Below are 19,074 nucleotides of genomic sequence, written 5' to 3' on the forward strand. Positions count from 1 at the left end.
GAACAGCGCACATGGTACGTATGGGAGTCGAGGTTATACGTATGACTTGGAGGCGGGACATGGCCGCGGGATACCTGGAGATCCTCAGGGCGAGGCACGCGGCGCGCCTGCTGGCGGGAACGCTGGTGGGCCGGCTGCCGAACGCCACGGCGGCGATCGCCATCGTGCTGTTCGTCCGGGCACAGGGCGGCACGTACAGCCTCGCCGGGGGTCTGGCGGCCGTGTACGGCGTGGCCAACGCCGTGGGGCAGCCGGTGCTCGGGCGGCTCGTCGACCTGCGCGGCCAGCCCCGTGTCCAGCTTCCCTCCGCCGTGCTGTCGGCCCTCGCGATAGCTCTCTTCGCCTTCAACGGCACCGACCCGCTCCCGCTCGCCTACGCGGCGGTGGCCGCCGCCGGGCTCTTCACGCCGCCGCTGGAGGGCGGTTTGCGGGCCCTGTGGCCGAGCGTGCTGCGCAAGGAGGGCCAGGTGCACACGGCGTACGCCATGGACGCCGTGGCGCAGGAAGTCATGTTCGCCGTGGGGCCCTTGCTGGTGACGTTGTGCGCGTCGCTGTGGTCGGCCCGGGCGGCACTGCTGGTGCTGAACGTCGTCGGAGTGCTGGGCGCTCTCTCGGTCGTCGTGTCGCCGCCCTCGCGCGCGTGGCGCTCGGCACCGCGTGAGGCGCACTGGCTCGGCGCGCTGCGCTCTCCCGGCCTGCTGGCGATGCTCGGCGCGTTCTTGTTCGTCGGCATCGCGCTCGGGTCCATCACGGTCGCCTCCGTGCCGTACGCGGACGAGCACGGCGGGGACGCGGTGTACGGCTGGCTGATGGCCGGGATCGGTCTGGGTGCCCTCGTGGGCGGCCTGGCGTACGGTGCGCGGCAGTGGGCCGGTGAGCCCGCGCGGCGACTCCAGGTCCTGGTGGGCTTCCTGGCGGTGTGTTACCTGCCGCTGACCCTGATGCCGGGCGCGGTGGCCATGACACTGCTGACGGTGCTCGCCGGAGTGTTCCTGGCGCCCGTCATCGCGTGCGCCTTCGTCCTGGTCGACCGGCACGCGCCGACCGGGACGGTCACCGAGGCCTTCTCCTGGCTCGTGACGACGTTCACCGTGGGCGCGTCGGTCGGAACGGGCCTCGCGGGCCCGGTCGTCGAGCGGGGCGGGGCCCTGTGGGGCTTCGTCGTGCCGGGGGTGGCGGGGGGCGTGTCGTTGCTGGTTCTGCTGGTCACGGGAGGCGTCCTCACAGCTCCCGTGGTGCGGGGGGTGGTTGCCTCTTCATGGGAAAATGATCCAAACCGTGCTGCCGAACCCCGTTTCAGCTCGGGGGATCGGGCGTAATGTTCACTCATGGACCGCCGCATTTTCGGGCTGGAGAACGAGTACGGCGTCACGTGTACGTTCAGGGGACAGCGACGCCTGTCTCCCGACGAGGTGGCGCGGTACCTCTTCCGCCGTGTCGTGTCATGGGGCCGCAGCAGCAATGTCTTTCTGCGAAACGGCGCCCGCCTCTATCTCGATGTCGGGTCACATCCGGAATACGCGACACCCGAATGTGACAACGTGACCGAACTGGTCACGCACGACAAAGCAGGCGAGCGCATTCTCGAAGGACTCCTGGTGGACGCCGAACGACGCCTGCACGAGGAAGGAATCGCGGGCGACGTCTACCTCTTCAAGAACAACACGGACTCGGCCGGCAACTCCTACGGCTGTCACGAGAACTATCTCGTCGCACGCCACGGGGAGTTCTCCCGGCTCGCGGACATCCTCATTCCCTTCCTTGTCACCCGTCAGCTGCTGTGCGGCGCGGGCAAGGTTCTGCAGACCCCGCGGGGCGCCGTGTACTGCGTCAGCCAGCGGGCCGAGCACATCTGGGAGGGCGTCTCCTCGGCGACGACCCGTTCCCGGCCGATCATCAACACCCGCGACGAACCGCACGCCGACGCCGAGCGCTACCGCCGCCTGCACGTCATCGTGGGCGACTCGAACATGTCCGAGACGACCATGCTGCTGAAGGTCGGCGCGACCGACCTGGTGCTGCGCATGATCGAGGCGGGCACCGTGATGCGGGATCTGACCCTGGAGAACCCGATCCGGGCGATCCGCGAGGTCAGCCACGACATCACCGGCCGGCGCAAGGTGCGTCTGGCCAGCGGCCGGGAGGCCTCCGCCCTCGAGGTGCAGCGCGAGTACTACGAGAAGGCCGTCGACTTCTGCGAGCGCCGGGGCATCCGTACCGGCACCGTCGAGCAGGTCCTGGAGCTGTGGGGCCGCACGCTGGACGCGATCGAGGCCGAGGACCTCGACCGGATCGGCACCGAGATCGACTGGGTCATGAAGTACAAGCTCATCGAGCGGTACCGGGCCAAGCACAACATGACCATGTCCCACCCGCGGGTCGCGCAGATAGACCTCGCGTATCACGACATCCACCGCCGTCGTGGCCTCTACTACCTTCTGGAGAGGAAGGGTCAAGCCGCCCGTATCTGCAACGACTTGAAGATCTTCGAGGGCAAGTCGGTTCCGCCGCAGACCACTCGGGCCCGGCTGCGCGGTGACTTCATCCGCAGGGCCCAGGAACAGCGCCGGGACTTCACCGTCGACTGGGTCCACCTCAAGCTCAACGACCAGGCGCAGCGCACGGTGTTGTGCAAGGACCCGTTCCGTTCGGTCGACGACCGGGTCGAGAAACTGATCGCCGGAATGTGATCGACGCGTTCCGTGTCAGTGTCGGAACGCAACACGGGCGCCGTACGTTTCACGTACGGCGCCCTTCTCACGCCGTAGAGTTGCGCGCACGCCATCAACAAGATCGACCGATTACGAGGCCCCCACCGTGCGCCGACGCTCACTCCTCATTGCCGTTCCCGCAGGACTGGCCACACTCGCCGCATGCGGTGACGACAAGTCCGACTCGAGCAAGGCGAGCGACAGCGCGTCACCCTCGGCGTCGTCCTCGGCCTCGCAGGCGCCACCGCCGAAGATCGTCGACGGTCCGCTGCCGGCGATCACGGCGGGCACGAAGTTCGGTGAGAAGCCCACGGTCGCCAAGGGCACCGGCGATCCGTCGAAGGATCTCGCGGTCAAGACGGTCATCGCGGGCGGCGGCACCACCGTCGCCGAGGGCGACTACATCCAGGCCCACTACCTCGGCCAGATCTGGAGCACGGCCAAGGTCTTCGACAACTCCTACGACCGTAAGACGGCGCTGGTCATCCAGCTCGCGCCGAACAGCATCATCGACGGCTGGCGGTACGCCCTGACCGGCAAGAAGGCCGGCAGCCGGGTCGAGTTCTCCATCCCGCCCACCTGGGGGTACGGCAAGGAGGGCAACGCGCAGGCGGGTATCAAGGGCACCGACACGCTGGTGTTCGTCGTCGACATCCAGGACACGTTCAACGCGAAGAGCTCCGCCAAGGGCAAGGACATCGCGCAGAGCGACGCGGATCTGCCCAAGGTCGGCACCAACACCGACGGCAAGGCTCCCTCCATCGAGATCCCCAAGGCGGACGCGCCCACCAAGCTGGTGTCGGAGTACGTCATCGAGGGCGACGGCGACGAGGTGGCGGCCGACAGCACGCTGCTCGTGCAGTACAAGGGCGTGGTGTGGGACACCGGCAAGGAGTTCGACTCGACGTACAGCCGCAAGCAGTTGGCGTCGTTCTCGCTCCAGCAGGTCGTCAAGGGCTGGGCGCAGGGGCTGACCGGCAAGAAGGTCGGCAGCCGGGTGCTGATCTCCATTCCGCCGAAGCTGGGCTACGGCGACAAGCCGCCGGCCGGCAGCGGGATCGAGAAGGACTCCACGCTGGTCTTCACCGTGGACATCCTGGCGAAGATGTGACGCACGGGGGACATGCGCGAAGGTCCCGGCCGCGGGGATGTAAGACTGGTCCCTGTTGCCTTTCCGTGAACCAGCAGGAGCGAGTGACGTGAGCATCGACAAGCCCGAGATCGACTTCCCGGGCGGCGAGCCCCCGGCGGACCTGGAGATCAAGGACATCTGGGAGGGCGACGGCGAGGTTGCGCAGGCCGGCCAGACCGTCACCGTCCACTACGTGGGCGTCGCCTTCAGCACCGGCGAGGAGTTCGACGCCAGCTGGAACCGTGGCCAGCCGTTCCGCTTCCCGCTGGGCGGCGGCCGGGTCATCAAGGGCTGGGACCAGGGCGTGCAGGGCATGAAGGTCGGCGGCCGCCGCCAGCTGACCATTCCCGCCCACCTCGCCTACGGCAACCAGAGCCCGACCCCGGCGATCAAGCCCGGTGAGACCCTGATCTTCGTGGTCGACCTCCTCGGCGTCTGATCGTCGTACCGGAGTCATAAGGGATCGCGTCGCGGTCGGATCGTCGTACGACATCCGACCGGACCTGATCAACCGGGGTCCATGCCCGTCCGGGCATGGGCCCTCGGCTTTTGCCCTGCTCCTTCGGGGCGGTACGGTCATCGTCCGTAAGCACCATAGGGAGGCGAAGGGCGTCGATGGCCATTGCCAAGGCCGAGCGGCTGATGAACCTGGCGCTGTGTCTGCTCGGGACGCGACGGCCGCTCAGCAAGCGTGAGCTTCGGGAGTCCATCGAGGCCTACCTGGAGGCGAATTCCGACGACTCCTTCAACCGGATGTTCGAGCGCGACAAGGACGATCTGCGTGAACTCGGGCTCGTGATCGAGACCGTTGAGAACCTGGACGGCGAAGTGGGCTATCTCGCCCGCCGCGACAGCAACCGGCTGCCGCCCGTCACCCTCGACGCCGAGGAGGCCGCCGCGCTGGGGCTGGCCGCCAAGGTGTGGCAGCAGGCCCGGCTCGCCGGCGCGGCCAGTGGTGCCCTGCAGAAACTGCGCGCGGCGGGGCTGCCCGAGGACTTCGACCCGTACGAGGCGCACGGCGCCCTGGAGCCGCGCATCCCGGTGCACGAGGCCTCCTTCGAGCCGCTGATGCTCGCCTGCCGGGACCGCCGCCCGGTCGTCTTCGACTACCGCAAGGCCACCGCCGCCCGCCCCGAGCCCCGCCATGTCGAACCATGGGCGCTGGAGTGCTGGCGCGGCCACTGGTACCTGGCCGGATTCGACCGCGACCGGGGTGCCGAGCGGGTCTTCCGGCTCTCCCGGATCACCGGCAAGGTGCGCTCGCGCGGCGCGCGCTTCACGGCCCCGGTCCCCGACGTCGTGACCGTCCGTGAGACCGTCGCGAGCTGGGCGGGGGAGACCGCCGACCGCAGCGCGCGGATCCGGCTGCGCACGGGCGCCGGGTACCCGTTGCGGGCGAAAGCCACCTCGGTGCGGGAACTGGGCGACGGCTGGGACGAGTTGGAGATTCCGTACGGCCACGGCCTGGACGCCTGGCTGGTGGAGTTCGGCCCGGACGTGGTGGTCCTGGAGCCCGCCGAGTTGCGGGCCGACGTGGTGGACCGGCTGCGTGCCGTGGCCAAGGGCTGAGGGGGAGCGGAAGAGATCATGGCAGGCAAACCGGTCAGGCCGGCGAACGCCATCGACCAGACCCGGCGGATGCTCTCCCTGGTGACCTATCTCAGGGAGCGCCCCGGCGCCCGGGTCGAGGACGTCGCCCGCGCCTTCGGGATCACCGAGGACGAGCTGGTCTCCGACCTCGATGTGCTGCCGATGTGCGGCACCAGCTTCCGCGGCGGGGATCTGCTCGACATCGACACCGACGGCGAGCGGATCTGGTGGCACAACCCCGATGACGTGGCCGAGCCGCTCAGGCTCGCCGCCGACGAGGCGACCGCGCTGCTGGTGGCCGCCCGCGCCGTGTCCACGCTGCCCGGGCTCCGGGAGAGCGACCGGCAGGCGCTGCTGCGGGCGACCGCCAAGGTGGAGACCGCGGCCGGTGAGACGGCCGGTGCCAGCGCGCGGCTGTCGGTGACCTTCGAGTCCGAGGGCGGGGTCTTCGCGGACGTCGACCGGGCCATCTCCGAGCGCCGGCGCCTGTGGATCCGCTACTACTCGCCCGCCCGCGACGAGCTCACCGAGCGTGAGATCGACCCGATCCGCCTGGTCAGCGTCGGCCACACCTATGTCGAGGCCTGGTGCCGCCGTTCCGAGGCGCGGCGCACCTTCCGGCTCGACCGGGTCGCCGAGATCAAGATCCTCGACGAGCCGTCCGCGCCGCCCGAGGTCGAGCTCAGGGACCTGTCCGAGGGGCTCGTGCAGCCCGCGGCCGAGGACCCCGAGGTGGTCGTCGAGGTGGGCCCCGGCGGCCGCTGGGTCGCCGAGTACTACCCGCACGACAGTGCGGATGAGCTTTCCGACGGCGGGCTGCGTATTACCCTGCGCACTCCCGACCCGGCATCGCTGCGGAGGCTGGCGCTCCGGCTCGGCCGTGACGGCCGCATCGTCTCGCCGCGCGACCTCGCCGACAGCGCCCGCGAGGCGGCCCGCGAGGCGCTGGCCGCCTATGACGGGGTCGAGGCGCAGGACACCCCGGGGACGCGGGTGCACGACGGTCGGTACGACAGGCAGGAGCAGGGGCTTTGAGCGAGTCGGCGACGTCTGGTGCGGACATGACGGTGGCTGCCGCCTTCGCGGGGATGAAAAGCGCGGCTCCGGTGTCCTTCAAGGCGAGCTGCCCGGACTGCCGGGAGCGGTTCGAGCTGGCCGCCGCCGCCCTGCGCCTCGCCATCGGAGCGACCAGCCGCGCCACCTTCTACTCCTTCACCTGCCCCGAGTGCGGCGCGGCCGTCCGCAAGCCCGCCGGCGAGCGGATCGTGGAACTGCTGACCGGCGGCGGGGTCCGGACACTGCGGCTGCACTCCACCCTCTAGGCTCGGTGCCATGTTCTGGCCGATGTTCGCGGTAGCACTGGGTTTCTTGGGTCTCGCCGTCCTGGGTGTGCTCGCCGTCCGGGTCTTTCTGGAGGCGCAGCGTCTGGGGCGCCAGGTCACGGACTCCGCGCGGCGGATCAGCCGGGCCGCGGAGGACCTGGAGCGGGCGGCGGTGAGCACGGCCCGTTCTGCGGACTCACTGTGAGTACGGCTGAGAGTTGGGTGTGAGTCGAGCGGCGCATGCGTTTTGGGCCACTTCGACCTGTCACCTTGGCCCGGTCGGCAGGTACGCTGCTGGTCGCGGTTCGGATAACGAGGCTCGGCCGCGAACCGGGAGTACGCACAGGGATTGCCAGGCGTTCACCCCTGAGCGTTACGATCGCTGTCAGCACGACTGATCGGACACACGTCCGACCGGTCGGACAGCACCCCACAAGCCGCCTCGGTGAGAAGGTAAAGACTTATGTTCGGAAGGCTCGGCGCCCCCGAGATCATTCTCATCCTCGTCGTCGTCATCCTGCTGTTCGGCGCGAAGAAGCTTCCCGACATGGCGCGCTCGCTCGGCAAGTCCGCTCGCATCCTCAAGAGCGAGGCCAAGGCGATGAAGGACGAGGGCAGCAGCACGGCCACTCCGGCCGGTCCGCCCAACACCGACGAGCAGACCCCTGCTCAGCGCACCATCCAGGCCGCGCCCGGCGACGTGACGAGCTCGCGCCCGGTCACCGAGCCGACGGACACGACCAAGCGCTGACGCGGGGCCGGTGACCTCCGGCCCGCCCGCACGAGATGGGAACGTGGGTTGCTGAAGTCTGCCCGCAGAGAAGAGAGGGATCCCGAGGGGCGGATGCCTCTCGCGGATCACCTTCGTGAGCTCCGCAACCGGCTCGCGAAGGCGATGCTGGCCATCGTCATCGTCACGGTGGTGGCCGCCTTCTTCTACAACGACATCATCAACTTGATCACCAAGCCGATCCTCGACTCGGTCGGCTGTGACAAGTCCTTCGCGGAACTGGCCAAGTCGACACAGTCGACCAAGCCGTGCGCCGAGATCACGATCAACGGTCTGCTGACGCCCTTCACGCTGGCCCTGAAGGTGTCGCTGATGGCCGGCGTCGTCGCGGCCTCGCCGGTCTGGCTCTACCAGCTGTGGGCCTTCGTCGCACCCGGCCTGCACCGGCACGAGAAGAAGTACGCCTACGCGTTCGTCGGCACGGGCGCCCCGCTCTTCCTCGTCGGCGCCTACTTCGCCTACTCGGTCCTGCCGACCACGGCGCAGGTGCTGATCGGCTTCACCCCGGGCGGCACCGCCAACCTGCTGCCGTTGGACGACCTGCTCGACCTCGTCCTGCGGATGGTGCTGGTCTTCGGTCTCTCCTTCGAGCTGCCCCTGCTGCTGGTCTTCCTCAACCTCACCGGGCTGATCACCGGCAAGCGGATGCTCGGCTGGTGGCGCGGCATGATCATGGCCATCACCGTGTTCGCGGCTATAGCGACACCGAGCACCGACCCGCTGACGATGCTGGCCCTCGCCGCGCCGATCTGGATCCTGTACTTCGGGGCGACCGCCTTCTCCCTCCTCAACGACCGGCGCAAGCGCCGTCGCGAGGCCGAGGGCCCCGACGACGACGAGGCCTCCGACCTGGATCTCACCCCCGAGGACATCGGCGAGGTCGAGACCGTCTCCGCGAGCCGGGCGCTGCCCGAGCAGTCGGGTGCGGACCGGGTCAACGGTTATGACGACGTGACCTGACGAGGGGACTCGGCTCGTAAGGTCACTTCCGTGACCAGCGAGATCACCCTCTTCGTCAACCCCACCGCGGGCCGCGGCCGGGGCGCCCACGCGGCGCAGCCGGCCGCTTCCGCTTTGCGGGCGGCCGGATTCGCGGTGCGGACCGTGCTCGGCGAGGACGCCGCCGACGCCCTCGCACGCGCGCGTGCCGCCGTGGACGAGGGCACAGGGGCACTCGTCGCCGTCGGCGGCGACGGAATGGCCAACCTCGCCCTCCAGGCCGTGGCCGGCACCCGCACCCCGTTCGGCCTGGTCGCCGTCGGTACCGGCAACGACTTCGCCCGCACGCTGGGCCTGCCGGTGCGCGATCCCGCCGCCGCGGGCCGGCTGATCGCCGGCGCCCTCAAGGAGGGCCGGGTCCACGACATCGACCTGGGCCGGGTCGGTGACCACTGGTTCGGCACCGTCCTCGCCTCCGGCTTCGACTCCCGGGTCAACGACCGCGGCAACCGCATGAGATGGCCCGCGGGCCGCCTCAAGTACGACCTCGCGATGCTCGCCGAACTGGCCGGCTTCCGGCCCGTCCCGTACCGGATCACGCTCGACGACGGCCGGGTCCGCGAGGTCGAGGCGACCCTGGTGGCCGTCGGCAACGGATCGTCGTACGGCGGTGGCATGCGGATCTGCCCGGGCGCGGACCTCACCGACGGGCTCTTCGACATCACCGTGGTCGGGGACTGCAGCCGTAGGACCCTGCTGCGGGTGTTCCCGAGCGTGTACCGGGGCACCCATGTCGACCACCCCAAGGTGACCGTGCTGCGGGCCGCGCGGGTCGAGATCGCCGCCGAGGACGTCACGGGCTATGCGGACGGCGAGCCGCTCGGGCCGCTGCCGCTGAGCGCGCGCTGTGTGCGCGGGGCGGTGTCCGTGGTGGGCCCGTGAACTGCGGTGGGCCCGTGAACTGCGTGAAGAGCAGGTTTCGCGGACTCCGATCCGGATAATGATCGTCCTGTTGTCAGTGCCGCCGGGTACGCTCGAAAGCACGATGACAGAGGACCTCTCACCGGCCGAGCGGTACGCGGCAGCCCGCCTGCGGGCAGCCGAGCAGGCCACCGCGCTCGCGGGCTTCCGCGAGATGTACGACTTCGGTCTCGACCCCTTCCAGATCGAGGCCTGTCAGGCCCTCGAAGGGGGCAAGGGCGTGCTGGTCGCCGCTCCCACCGGCTCCGGCAAGACGATCGTCGGCGAGTTCGCCGTCCACCTCGCCCTCCAGCAGGGCAAGAAATGCTTCTACACCACACCCATCAAGGCACTGTCCAACCAGAAGTACGCGGACCTGAGCCGCCGTTACGGCGCCGACAAGGTCGGCCTGCTCACCGGTGACAACAGTGTCAACTCCGACGCCCCCGTGGTCGTGATGACCACCGAGGTGCTGCGGAACATGCTGTACGCGGGCTCGCAGACCCTCCTCGGCCTCGGATACGTGGTCATGGACGAGGTGCACTACCTCTCCGACCGCTTCCGGGGCGCCGTATGGGAAGAGGTGATCATCCATCTCCCCGAGTCGGTGACCCTGGTGTCGCTGTCGGCGACCGTGTCCAACGCCGAGGAGTTCGGCGACTGGCTCGACACCGTCCGCGGCGACACCCAGGTGATCGTCTCCGAGCACCGGCCCGTGCCGCTGTTCCAGCACGTGCTCGCCGGGCGCCGGATGTACGACCTGTTCGAGGAGGGCGAGGGCAGCAAGAAGGCCGTCAACCCCGACCTCGCCCGGCTGGCCCGCATGGAGGCCCAGCGGCCGTCGTACCAGGACCGCAGACGCGGCCGGGCGATGCGCGAGGCCGACCGGGAGCGCGAGCGGCGGCAGCGGTCGAAGGTGTGGACGCCGAGCCGGCCCGAGGTCATCGAGCGACTGGACGCCGAGGGCCTGCTGCCCGCCATCACGTTCATCTTCAGCCGCGCCGCCTGCGAGGCGGCCGTACAGCAGTGCCTGTACGCGGGGCTGCGGCTCAACGACGACGAGGCACGCGGGAAGGTGCGCGCCCTCGTCGAGGGGCGCACGGCCTCCATCCCGACCGAGGACCTCCATGTCCTCGGGTACTACGAGTGGCTCGAGGGCCTGGAGCGCGGTATCGCGGCCCACCACGCGGGCATGCTGCCGACGTTCAAGGAGGTCGTCGAGGAGCTGTTCGTGCGCGGCCTGGTCAAGGCCGTGTTCGCGACCGAGACGCTCGCGCTGGGCATCAACATGCCCGCGCGCTCGGTCGTGCTGGAGAAACTCGTCAAGTGGAACGGCGAGCAGCACGCCGACATCACCCCCGGTGAGTACACCCAGTTGACGGGGCGTGCCGGGCGGCGCGGCATCGACATCGAGGGTCACGCGGTGGTGCTGTGGCAGCGCGGGAGCAGCCCGGAGCACCTGGCCGGGCTGGCCGGCACGCGCACCTACCCACTGCGTTCCAGCTTCAAGCCGTCGTACAACATGGCGGTCAACCTCGTCGAGCAGTTCGGTCGGCACCGCTCGCGCGAGCTGCTCGAGACGTCGTTCGCGCAGTTCCAGGCCGACAAGTCGGTCGTCGGGATCTCGCGTCAGGTGCAGCGCAACGAGGAGGGCCTCGACGGCTACAAGGCCTCCATGACCTGCCACCTCGGCGACTTCGAGGAGTACGCGCGGCTGCGCCGCGAGCTCAAGGACCGCGAGACCGAGCTGGCCCGGCAGGGCGTCGCCCAGCGGCGGGCCGAGGCTGCCGTGGCGCTGGAGAAGCTCAAGCCGGGCGACGTCATCCATGTGCCGACGGGCAAGTACGCCGGTCTCGCGCTGGTGCTGGACCCGGGCCTGCCCGCAGGGCGGTCCAACGGCCACCGGGGCTTCGAGCACCACGACGGCCCGCGGCCGCTGGTGCTGACCGCCGAGCGGCAGGTCAAGCGGCTCGCGTCGATGGACTTCCCGGTGCCGGTCGAGCCGTTGGAGCGGATGCGGATCCCGAAGTCCTTCAACCCGCGCTCACCGCAGTCCCGTCGGGACCTGGCCTCCGCGCTGCGCACCAAGGCGGGGCACATTCCGCCGGAGCGGGCCCGTAAGCAGCGCTCCCAGGCGGCCGACGACCGCGAGATCGCGCGGCTGCGGACGGCGATCCGGGCGCATCCCTGCCATGGGTGCAACGACCGTGAGGACCACGCCCGTTGGGCCGAGCGGTATCACCGGCTGCTGCGGGACACCTCGCAGCTCGAGCGGCGCATCGAGGGGCGTACGAACACGATCGCCCGCACCTTCGACCGGATCGTGGCACTCCTGACCGAGCTGGACTATCTGCGGGCCGACGAGGTCACCGAGCACGGCAAGCGGCTGGCCCGGTTGTACGGCGAGCTCGACCTCCTGGCCAGCGAGTGCCTGCGCGAAGGGGTCTGGGAGGGGCTCGCCCCTGCCGAACTGGCCGCATGCGTCTCGGCGTTGGTGTACGAGTCCCGGGTCGGCGACGACGCCATGGCACCCAAGGTGCCGTCCGGCAAGGCCAAGGCGGCGCTCGGTGAGATGGTGCGGATCTGGGGGCGGCTCGACGCCCTCGAGGAGGACTTCCGGATCAACCAGACCGAGGGGGTCGGGCAGCGGGAGCCGGATCTCGGGTTCGCCTGGTCCGCGTACATGTGGGCCAGTGGGAAGGGGCTCGACGAGGTGCTGCGGGAGGCGGAGATGCCTGCCGGGGACTTCGTGCGGTGGTGCAAGCAGGTGATCGATGTGCTGGGGCAGATCTCGGCGGCGGCTCCGGTGTCGGGGGGTGGGAATTCCTCCGTCGCGAAGAACGCGCGGAAGGCTGTCGATCTGTTGCTGCGGGGGGTTGTGGCCTACTCGTCGGTGGGGTGAGGGATCGGTCGACCTACTCGGCTTTCAGATAGGACCGCCAGCCTCCGCATGACGTGATGTCCTCGGCGTCCGTGAGAGCGGACGGCTCGCACAGGAAGCCGGGAACCTCGGTGCCGTCGGCCAGTTGCACACTGCCCAGCGTCATCGGGCGGGGGAGCGCGGTCAGGAGGCGGCCGAGGCCCTCCGCCGGCAGCCGCCACACCTCCGCTTCGATCGCGGCGCCGCCCTCGCCCACGTGGACCAGGCCCGGCTTCGGTGGGGCCGTCCGCAGGGCGTGCAGGCGGTAGACCGGCGCCGTGGTGGTCGTACGGTCCAGGCGGGCGCCCAGCGCGAGGAGTTGGGGGTTCAGCGGCTGTCCCGTCAGGTGCGCGCCGACCACCGCGAGCCGGGTCTCCGGCTGGAGCAGGCTCGCGATCCTCGCCAGCCGCTCATCGGTGTACGCCGGCCCGATCAGCATCACGCCGAACGGGAGGCCGTTCACCTCGCCCGCCGGGACGGCTGCCGCGGCCAGGTCGAAGAGGTTCGTGGAGTTGGTGAAGCGGCCCAGGCGGGCGTTGGCCCCCAGGGGATCGGCGGCCACCTCGGCGAGGGTGGGGTGGCCGGGGGTCGTGGGCAGGAGGAGGGCGTCCGCGTCGGCCAGTTCGGCCAGCGCGCGCGTGCGGAGCGCGGCCAGGCGGTCCATGTCGGCGTAGAGCTGGTGGGCCGGGAGGTCGCGGGCCCGGGTGATGATGCCGGCGACCGTGGGGTCCAGGGAGTCGTCGCCCGCTGCTGTCGCCTTGTCGACAAAGGCTCCCACCGCCGTGTAGCGCTCGGCCACGAAGGCGCCCTCGTAGAGCATCGCCGCGGCGTCCGTGAACGGCGACAGATCCAGCTCGCGGAGCGTCGCGCCCGTCGCCGCAAGCTGCGCCACCGCTGCCTCGTACGCCTGAGCCCAGCCCTCGTCCAGTTCGCCGAGTTGGTCGCGCGCGGGAACAGCGATCCGCCACGGGCCGGGGCGGCGTGCGGGGAGGGGCGGGGTCGTGCCGGTCGCCATGTGGGACAGGGCCTGCTCGGCCTCCGGCAGGGTGCGGGCGAACACCGTCACGCAGTCGATCGAGGCGCAGGCCGGGACGACTCCGGCCGTCGGGACCAGACCGCGGGTGGGTTTGAGGCCGACGATGCCGTTGAAGGCGGCCGGGACCCTGCCCGAGCCCGCCGTGTCGGTACCGAGGGCGAAGTCGACGATGCCCAGGGCCACCGCGACGGCCGAGCCGGAGCTGGAGCCGCCGCTCACCTTGGCCGGGTCGTACGCGTTGCGGACCGCGCCGTGCGGGGAACGGGTGCCGACCAGGCCCGTCGCGAACTGGTCCAGGTTCGTGGTGCCGAGCACGATCGCGCCCGCCGCGCGGAGACCTGCGACGACCGGGGCATCGGCCTCCGGATGGTAGGCGTACGACGGACAGCCCGCCGTGGTGGGAAGGCCGGCCACGTCGATGTTGCCCTTGGCCGCGAGCAGGCGTCCCGCGAGGGGGAGTCGCTCGCCCTTCGCGAGCCGTTCGTCGATCGTCCGGGCTTCCCGCTCGACCTCCTCCCGGGGGCGCAGGTCGATCCAGATCTCGGGGCGGTCCACGGCCTCGATGCGGTCATAGGCGGCACGGACCCGGGTGACGGTGGTGGACATGGCTCGCTCCTCATTCACTGTGCGACCAGGTTTTCCTGTGCGGCCGGGCTTCACTGTGCGGCCGGGGCCAGGACGAGCAGTGCCGTCCCCGCCTCCACCTGGTCGCCCGGCCTGGCCAGGATCTCCGCGACCACGCCGTCCGTCGGCGCGTGCACCCTGGACTCCATCTTCATCGCCTCCAGGGCGAGCAGCGGCTGGCCGGCCGCCACCTCGTCGCCCGGCTCGACGTTCAACTGCCATACGGAAGCGGCGAATTCGGCCTCGATGAGACGTCCGCCCGGAGGGACCGTGACCTCGGCGGAGGGGACAGCCGGTGGCGACGTCTCCGCTGCCCGCGCGAACTCGCCCGCCGCTTCCCACGCGTCCCGCTCCGCGGAGAAGGCCACCTGCTGCTGTGCCCTGAACTCCGCTATGGACTCGGCGTGTTCGGCGAGGAACGACTGGTACGCGGCGAGCGAGAAGGTGCCCTCCTCGATCCGGGGAACGAAGCGGCCGGACGTGATGTCGGCCCGCAGCTCCAGGAGTTCGTCCGCGTCCACCGGATACCACCTGATGCGGTCGAAGAAGCGCAGCAGCCAGGGCGAGCCCGGCTCGAACGCGCCGCGCTGCTGCCAGGGCGACCACACCTGGGTCGTACGGCCCACGAACTGGTAGCCACCGGGGCCCTCCATGCCGTAGACGCAGAGATACGCTCCGCCGATCCCGACGGAGTTCTCGGCCGTCCAGGTGCGCGCCGGGTTGTACTTCGTGGTCACCAGGCGGTGGCGCGGGTCGAGCGGGGTGGCCACCGGGGCGCCCAGGTAGACGTCGCCCAGGCCCAGGACGAGGTACTCCGCGTCGAAGACCGTGCGGTAGACGTCGTCCACCGACTCCAGGCCGTTGACGCGGCGGATGAACTCGATGTTCCAGGGGCACCAGGGCGCGTCGTCCCGAACGCCCGCCATGTAGCGGGCGATCGCCTCGCGGGTGGCGGGGTCGTCCCAGGAGAGGGGGAGGTGGACCGTGCGGGAGCGGACGACCAACTCGTCGGACGGGGGCAGGGATGCGGTGATCTCCCGTACGACGGCGAGGAGTTCGTGCTGGGGGAGGCGGCCGGGGTCCGTCTGGATCTGGAGGGAGCGGATGCCCGGGGTGAGGTCGGTGACGCCGTCGAGGCCCTGCTCGGCCACCGCGTCCATCAGCGCGTGGACACGCATGCGCAGCGCCAGGTCCAGCTGCATGGGGCCGAATTCGACCAGCAGGTTGTCGTCGCCGCTGCGGCGGTAGGTCACGTCACCGTCGCGGGTGAGGACACCGCCGTCCACGATCGCCGGGCGGGGCTCGCCCGCGACGTCCACCGGCATGAACCGCACGGTGTCGCCCGGGCGCAGCTGGCCCAGCTTCCAGCGCTCGGTGCTGATGACGGTCGCCGGGCACACGAACCCGCCGAGGGAGGGCCCGTCCGGGCCCAGCAGCACCGGCATGTCGCCCGTGTAGTCGACCGCGCCGACCGAGTAGGGGGTGTCGTGGATGTTGGAGGGGTGCAGGCCGGCCTCGCCGCCGTCGCTGCGGGCCCAGCGGGGTTTGGGGCCGACCAGGCGGACACCGGTGCGGGCCGAGTTGAAGTGGACCTTCCAGTCGGCGGCGTAGAAGTCGCGGATGTCGTCCTCGGTGAAGAACTCCGGGGCGGCGTGCGGGCCTTCCACGGCGGCGATGTGCCAGGTGGAGGTGTAGGAGGGACGGTCCTCGACCGGTGTTCCTTCGGCCTGAGCCTCTGCGAGCAGCGGCCCCTCGGCCTGGCGGCCTCCGTGCAGTACGTCGCCCGTCCGCAGGGCCCGGCCGCCGTGTCCGCCGAAGCGGCCCAGCGTGAAGGTGCTCGCGCTGCCGAGGAAGGCCGGGACGTCGAGGCCGCCCGCGAAGAGGACGTACGTCCGCAGACCGTGTTCGGCGGGTGCGCCGACCTCCAGGACACCACCTGCGGGCACGGTCACCGGCTCCCACTGGGCGACCGGAGTGCCGTCGACGGCGACCGGGGCGGGGGCGCCCGTCACGCAGACGGTCGTGGCGTGGGTGAACCTCAACGACGGGCCCTGCAAGGTGCACTCGAGGCCGGGAGCACTTTCCGGGTTGCCCAGCGCCGTGTTGCCGAGCCGGAAGGAACGGTCGTCCATCGGGCCGCACGGGGGTACGCCGACCTGCCAGTAGCCGGTACGGCCCGGCCAGTCCTGCACGGTGGTGAGGGTGCCGGCGGCCATGACCTCGATGCGTGGGGTCGGGTCCTGAACCTGGGAGAGAGTCGCCGTCGAGTGGGTCGCCCTGGCGAGGCGCTGGTCCGCGAGCGCCGCCCGGACCAGGCCCAGGTTGGTCTCGATGCCGTCGACACGGGTGCGCTCCAGGGCTTCGTCCAGCCGTCGGAGGGCGTGGGCGCGGTCGGGGCCGTAGGCGATGATCTTCGCGAGCATCGGGTCGTACGACGTCGTCACCTCGGTGCCCGTCTCCACCCAGCCGTCGACCCGGACTCCGGTGGGGAACTCGACCCGCGTCAACAGCCCGGCGCTGGGCCGGTGTTCACGCGAGGGATCCTCGGCGTAGATGCGTGCCTCGACGGCGTGGCCGTGCGGCGGATCCGGTTCGCGTACGACATCCCGCTCGCCGCGGGCCAGTCGGAGCATCCAGGCGACCAGGTCGACGCCGTAGATCTCCTCGGTGACCGGATGCTCCACCTGGAGGCGGGTGTTGACCTCCAGGAAGTACGCCTCCTCGCGGGCGGCGTCGTAGACGAACTCGACGGTTCCCGCGGAGCGGTAGCCGACGGCGGCGCACAACTCACGTGCGCTGTCCGCGAGTTGTGCGCGGACGTGCGAGGGGAGACCTGGTGCCGGAGCCTCCTCCAGGACCTTCTGGTTGCGGCGCTGGAGGGAGCAGTCGCGGTCGCCGAAGGTGACGACCCTGCCCTCGCCGTCGCCGAAGACCTGTACCTCGACATGGCGGGCGTGCTCCACGAGCCGTTCCAGGAAGACGCCGGCGGAGGAGAAGGAGGCCGCGGCGACGCGCTGCACCCGGTCCCAGGCGTCGGTCAGTTCGTCGGCGGAGTGGCAGGCCGACATGCCGATGCCGCCGCCACCGCCGGTGGCCTTGAGCATGACGGGATAGCCGATGGCCGCCGCGGATGCGAGAGCCTCGTCGAGAGACGGCAGCAGTCCCGTGCCCGGTGCCAGGGGCACCCCGGCCGCCTCCGCCGCCGCCCGTGCCGTGTGCTTCGCGCCGAAGAGCTCCAACTGCTCGGGCGTCGGACCCACGAACACGATCCCCGCGTCCTCGCAACGGCGGGCGAAGGCGGCGTCCTCGGACAGAAAGCCGTAACCGGGATGGATCGCGCCCGCGCCCGAGTCCTTGGCGGCCTTCAGCACCAGGTCGGCGTCGAGGTACGACTCCTTCGCGGGTGCGGGGCCGAGGCGTACGGCCTGGTCGGCGAGTCGGACGTGCGGTGCGGCCCGGTCGGCGTCGGAGTACACCGCGACCGTCCGCAGGCCCACCTCGCGGGCCGTGCGGATGATCCGGACCGCTATCTCGCCCCGGTTGGCGACGAGGAGGGTGTCGAAGGTCATCGTGCGTCCCCGATCGTCGTCTCGGCGGCCTCGATCGTCATCTCCACGGGTGTCGGGTCGAAGCCGTTGCACGGGTTGTTGATCTGGGGGCAGTTGGAGACCAGGACGAGGACGTCGCGTTCGGCGCGCAGGGTGAGCGAGAGGCCCGGGGCGGAGATGCCGTCGACGATGCCGAGGGTGCCGTCCTGCTCGACCGGCACGTTCATGTACCAGTTGATGTTGGAGACGAGGTCGCGCTTGCCGAGACCGTGCTTCGCGCCCTCGGCGAGGAAGTTGTCCACGCAGGCGTGCTGCGACCAGGTGTGATGGCCGTAGCGCAGGGTGTTCGACTCTTTGGAGCAGGCGCCGCCGACGGTGTCGTGGCGGCCCACGTCGTCGGCGGTGACCGTCATCAGCGGGGTGTGCTCGCCGGACATCAGCACGCTGCCCGTGGTGAGGAAGATGCCGCCCTGCGCCTGGACGGTGTCGGGGGCGCTGTAGCGGACCGCCGTGTCGTGGGCGTCGTAGACGAGGAAGTCCACGGCCTGGTTGCCGTGCAGATCGGTGATGGTGAGCGTCTCGCCCTCGCGGATGACGCGGGACCAGGCGGCGCGGGCCGGAACCACGGTCTTCATGCGCGTCCCTTCGAGGCCAGGAATTCGGCGGTGTTGAGGAAGGCGCGGCGGCCTTCGGGGGTGGCGTCCCAGAGGGCGTCGCCGGCGCGGGTGGGTTCGGCGCGCCAGGCGAGGACTTCCAGGGGGGTGCTGAGGTAGTCGGGCCGTGGGTCGGCGGGGTGCGGGACGTTCGCGATCAGTACCGTCACGTCCTGTTCGGCGCGAAGGGTGACGCTGCCGCCGGGGCCCGCCGAGCCGGTGAAGTCGAGCGTGCCGTCCTCGCGGATCCGGACGCCCTGGAAGAAGGACAGGGACGGGGGGAGATCGCGGGGTTCGAGGCCGTTCTTCGCGGCGGCCAGTTTGAAGAGCTCACGACCGGCGGGGGAGGGGCTCTGGGGGGTGCCGTCGCCGTAGCGCCCGGTGTTGCTGACCAGGGTGGAGGTGCCGCACAGGGCGTCGTGGCGACCGGAGGTGTCGACGACGACGCTTGCGAGGACGCGGCCCTGGTCGGACAGGAGCAGTTGGCCCTCGCCGAGGTAGGCGTTCCACTGGACCTTGACCGTGTCGGCGACGTTCAGACGCTCCCAGGGGCGGCCCTCCGCGTACAGGAGGAGGTGGGCGCAGGCGTCTCCGTGCGGGTCGGTGAGGCGCAGTTCGGTGCCGCGGGCGAGGACGCGGTGGGTGTAGTTGCCGCCCGCGACGGTCTCCGCCCACACCAGGTGGCCCGCCTCGCAGGGCGGGTCCGGCCAGTTGCCGGCCGGGACGACGGGCATGGCCTCGGCGCGGGTGCCCTCCTGGGCACGGGCGTGGTCTCGGGCTCCGTACGTGGTCTGCGTGGCCATGGCGGGACCTCCGGCTCCGGGGGTTATTTCTGTCGCTCGACAGAAA

The 19,074-nt window shown here is 70.6% G+C and carries 16 protein-coding genes; 12 read left to right on the forward strand and 4 right to left on the reverse strand.

Annotation, left to right across the window (positions count from 1 at the left end):
* Positions 1 to 59: 59 nt before the first annotated feature.
* From OG841_RS37240 to OG841_RS37295, 12 genes are all read left to right on the forward strand, one after another.
* The gene (locus tag OG841_RS37240; protein WP_371568674.1) at positions 60 to 1,319 is read left to right on the forward strand and encodes an MFS transporter; all 1,260 of its coding nucleotides are present in this window, start codon (positions 60 to 62) and stop codon (positions 1,317 to 1,319) included.
* Positions 1,320 to 1,328: 9 nt separating this feature from the next.
* Positions 1,329 to 2,690, forward strand: a complete 1,362-nt coding sequence (gene pafA, locus OG841_RS37245) for a Pup--protein ligase (RefSeq protein WP_059196529.1) — start codon at positions 1,329 to 1,331, stop codon at positions 2,688 to 2,690.
* A 127-nt stretch (positions 2,691 to 2,817) separates the two neighbouring features.
* The gene (locus OG841_RS37250; RefSeq protein ID WP_328637356.1) at positions 2,818 to 3,822 is read left to right on the forward strand and encodes an FKBP-type peptidyl-prolyl cis-trans isomerase; all 1,005 of its coding nucleotides are present in this window, start codon (positions 2,818 to 2,820) and stop codon (positions 3,820 to 3,822) included.
* Between the two features lie 88 nt (positions 3,823 to 3,910).
* Positions 3,911 to 4,282, forward strand: coding sequence for an FKBP-type peptidyl-prolyl cis-trans isomerase (locus tag OG841_RS37255; protein ID WP_020117713.1), 372 nt, complete (start codon positions 3,911 to 3,913; stop codon positions 4,280 to 4,282).
* Positions 4,283 to 4,458: 176 nt separating this feature from the next.
* Positions 4,459 to 5,412, forward strand: a complete 954-nt coding sequence (locus tag OG841_RS37260) for a helix-turn-helix transcriptional regulator (RefSeq protein WP_328637355.1) — start codon at positions 4,459 to 4,461, stop codon at positions 5,410 to 5,412.
* An 18-nt stretch (positions 5,413 to 5,430) separates the two neighbouring features.
* Entirely contained in the window at positions 5,431 to 6,468 is a 1,038-nt protein-coding gene (locus OG841_RS37265) for a helix-turn-helix transcriptional regulator (RefSeq protein WP_306983962.1), read from the forward strand.
* Complete coding sequence (locus OG841_RS37270; protein WP_328637354.1) at positions 6,465 to 6,755, forward strand: hypothetical protein; 291 nt, start codon at positions 6,465 to 6,467, stop codon at positions 6,753 to 6,755. Before OG841_RS37265 ends, OG841_RS37270 begins: the two co-directional genes overlap by 4 nt.
* 10 nt (positions 6,756 to 6,765) lie before the next feature.
* Positions 6,766 to 6,960 (forward strand): hypothetical protein, encoded by a 195-nt coding sequence (locus OG841_RS37275; RefSeq protein WP_328637353.1) that lies wholly within the window; start codon positions 6,766 to 6,768, stop codon positions 6,958 to 6,960.
* 258 nt (positions 6,961 to 7,218) lie between these two features.
* On the forward strand, positions 7,219 to 7,506 hold the full coding sequence (gene tatA, locus OG841_RS37280) for a Sec-independent protein translocase subunit TatA (protein WP_328637352.1): 288 nt from the start codon (positions 7,219 to 7,221) through the stop codon (positions 7,504 to 7,506).
* 48 nt (positions 7,507 to 7,554) lie between these two features.
* Positions 7,555 to 8,505 (forward strand): twin-arginine translocase subunit TatC, encoded by a 951-nt coding sequence (tatC, locus tag OG841_RS37285; RefSeq protein ID WP_328637351.1) that lies wholly within the window; start codon positions 7,555 to 7,557, stop codon positions 8,503 to 8,505.
* A gap of 30 nt (positions 8,506 to 8,535) precedes the next feature.
* Complete coding sequence (locus tag OG841_RS37290) at positions 8,536 to 9,426, forward strand: diacylglycerol kinase (protein WP_328637350.1); 891 nt, start codon at positions 8,536 to 8,538, stop codon at positions 9,424 to 9,426.
* Positions 9,427 to 9,484: 58 nt separating this feature from the next.
* Complete coding sequence (locus OG841_RS37295) at positions 9,485 to 12,346, forward strand: DEAD/DEAH box helicase (RefSeq protein WP_328637349.1); 2,862 nt, start codon at positions 9,485 to 9,487, stop codon at positions 12,344 to 12,346.
* 13 nt (positions 12,347 to 12,359) lie between these two features.
* Here OG841_RS37295 and atzF read toward each other — a convergent pair whose 3' ends face one another.
* Genes atzF through OG841_RS37315 form a run of 4 tightly spaced genes read right to left on the reverse strand, consistent with a single transcriptional unit; the run spans position 12,360 to position 19,028 of the window.
* Positions 12,360 to 14,006, reverse strand: a complete 1,647-nt coding sequence (gene atzF, locus OG841_RS37300) for an allophanate hydrolase (RefSeq protein WP_365120706.1) — start codon at positions 14,004 to 14,006, stop codon at positions 12,360 to 12,362.
* Positions 14,007 to 14,056: 50 nt separating this feature from the next.
* The gene (locus tag OG841_RS37305; RefSeq protein ID WP_365120708.1) at positions 14,057 to 17,593 is read right to left on the reverse strand and encodes a 5-oxoprolinase/urea amidolyase family protein; all 3,537 of its coding nucleotides are present in this window, start codon (positions 17,591 to 17,593) and stop codon (positions 14,057 to 14,059) included.
* Positions 17,590 to 18,207: an urea amidolyase associated protein UAAP2 gene (locus tag OG841_RS37310; protein ID WP_328637346.1), complete on the reverse strand. Its 618-nt coding sequence runs from the start codon at positions 18,205 to 18,207 to the stop codon at positions 17,590 to 17,592. Before OG841_RS37310 ends, OG841_RS37305 begins: the two co-directional genes overlap by 4 nt.
* Entirely contained in the window at positions 18,204 to 19,028 is an 825-nt protein-coding gene (locus OG841_RS37315; protein WP_365120711.1) for an urea amidolyase associated protein UAAP1, read from the reverse strand. Before OG841_RS37315 ends, OG841_RS37310 begins: the two co-directional genes overlap by 4 nt.
* Between the last annotated feature and the right edge of the window lie 46 nt (positions 19,029 to 19,074).

The organism is Streptomyces canus (assembly GCF_041435015.1).
Taxonomy (GTDB): Bacteria; Actinomycetota; Actinomycetes; order Streptomycetales; family Streptomycetaceae; genus Streptomyces; species Streptomyces canus_G.

Coding starts and splice junctions, on each gene's coding strand:
- OG841_RS37240 (WP_371568674.1), top strand. CDS start 60: ATGGCCGCGGGATACCTGGAGATCCTCAGGGCGAGGCACGCGGCGCGC.
- pafA (WP_059196529.1), top strand. CDS start 1,329: ATGGACCGCCGCATTTTCGGGCTGGAGAACGAGTACGGCGTCACGTGT.
- OG841_RS37260 (WP_328637355.1), top strand. CDS start 4,459: ATGGCCATTGCCAAGGCCGAGCGGCTGATGAACCTGGCGCTGTGTCTG.
- OG841_RS37265 (WP_306983962.1), top strand. CDS start 5,431: ATGGCAGGCAAACCGGTCAGGCCGGCGAACGCCATCGACCAGACCCGG.
- OG841_RS37275 (WP_328637353.1), top strand. CDS start 6,766: ATGTTCTGGCCGATGTTCGCGGTAGCACTGGGTTTCTTGGGTCTCGCC.
- tatA (WP_328637352.1), top strand. CDS start 7,219: ATGTTCGGAAGGCTCGGCGCCCCCGAGATCATTCTCATCCTCGTCGTC.
- OG841_RS37295 (WP_328637349.1), top strand. CDS start 9,485: ATGATCGTCCTGTTGTCAGTGCCGCCGGGTACGCTCGAAAGCACGATG.
- atzF (WP_365120706.1), bottom strand. CDS start 14,006: ATGTCCACCACCGTCACCCGGGTCCGTGCCGCCTATGACCGCATCGAG.
- OG841_RS37305 (WP_365120708.1), bottom strand. CDS start 17,593: ATGACCTTCGACACCCTCCTCGTCGCCAACCGGGGCGAGATAGCGGTC.
- OG841_RS37310 (WP_328637346.1), bottom strand. CDS start 18,207: ATGAAGACCGTGGTTCCGGCCCGCGCCGCCTGGTCCCGCGTCATCCGC.
- OG841_RS37315 (WP_365120711.1), bottom strand. CDS start 19,028: ATGGCCACGCAGACCACGTACGGAGCCCGAGACCACGCCCGTGCCCAG.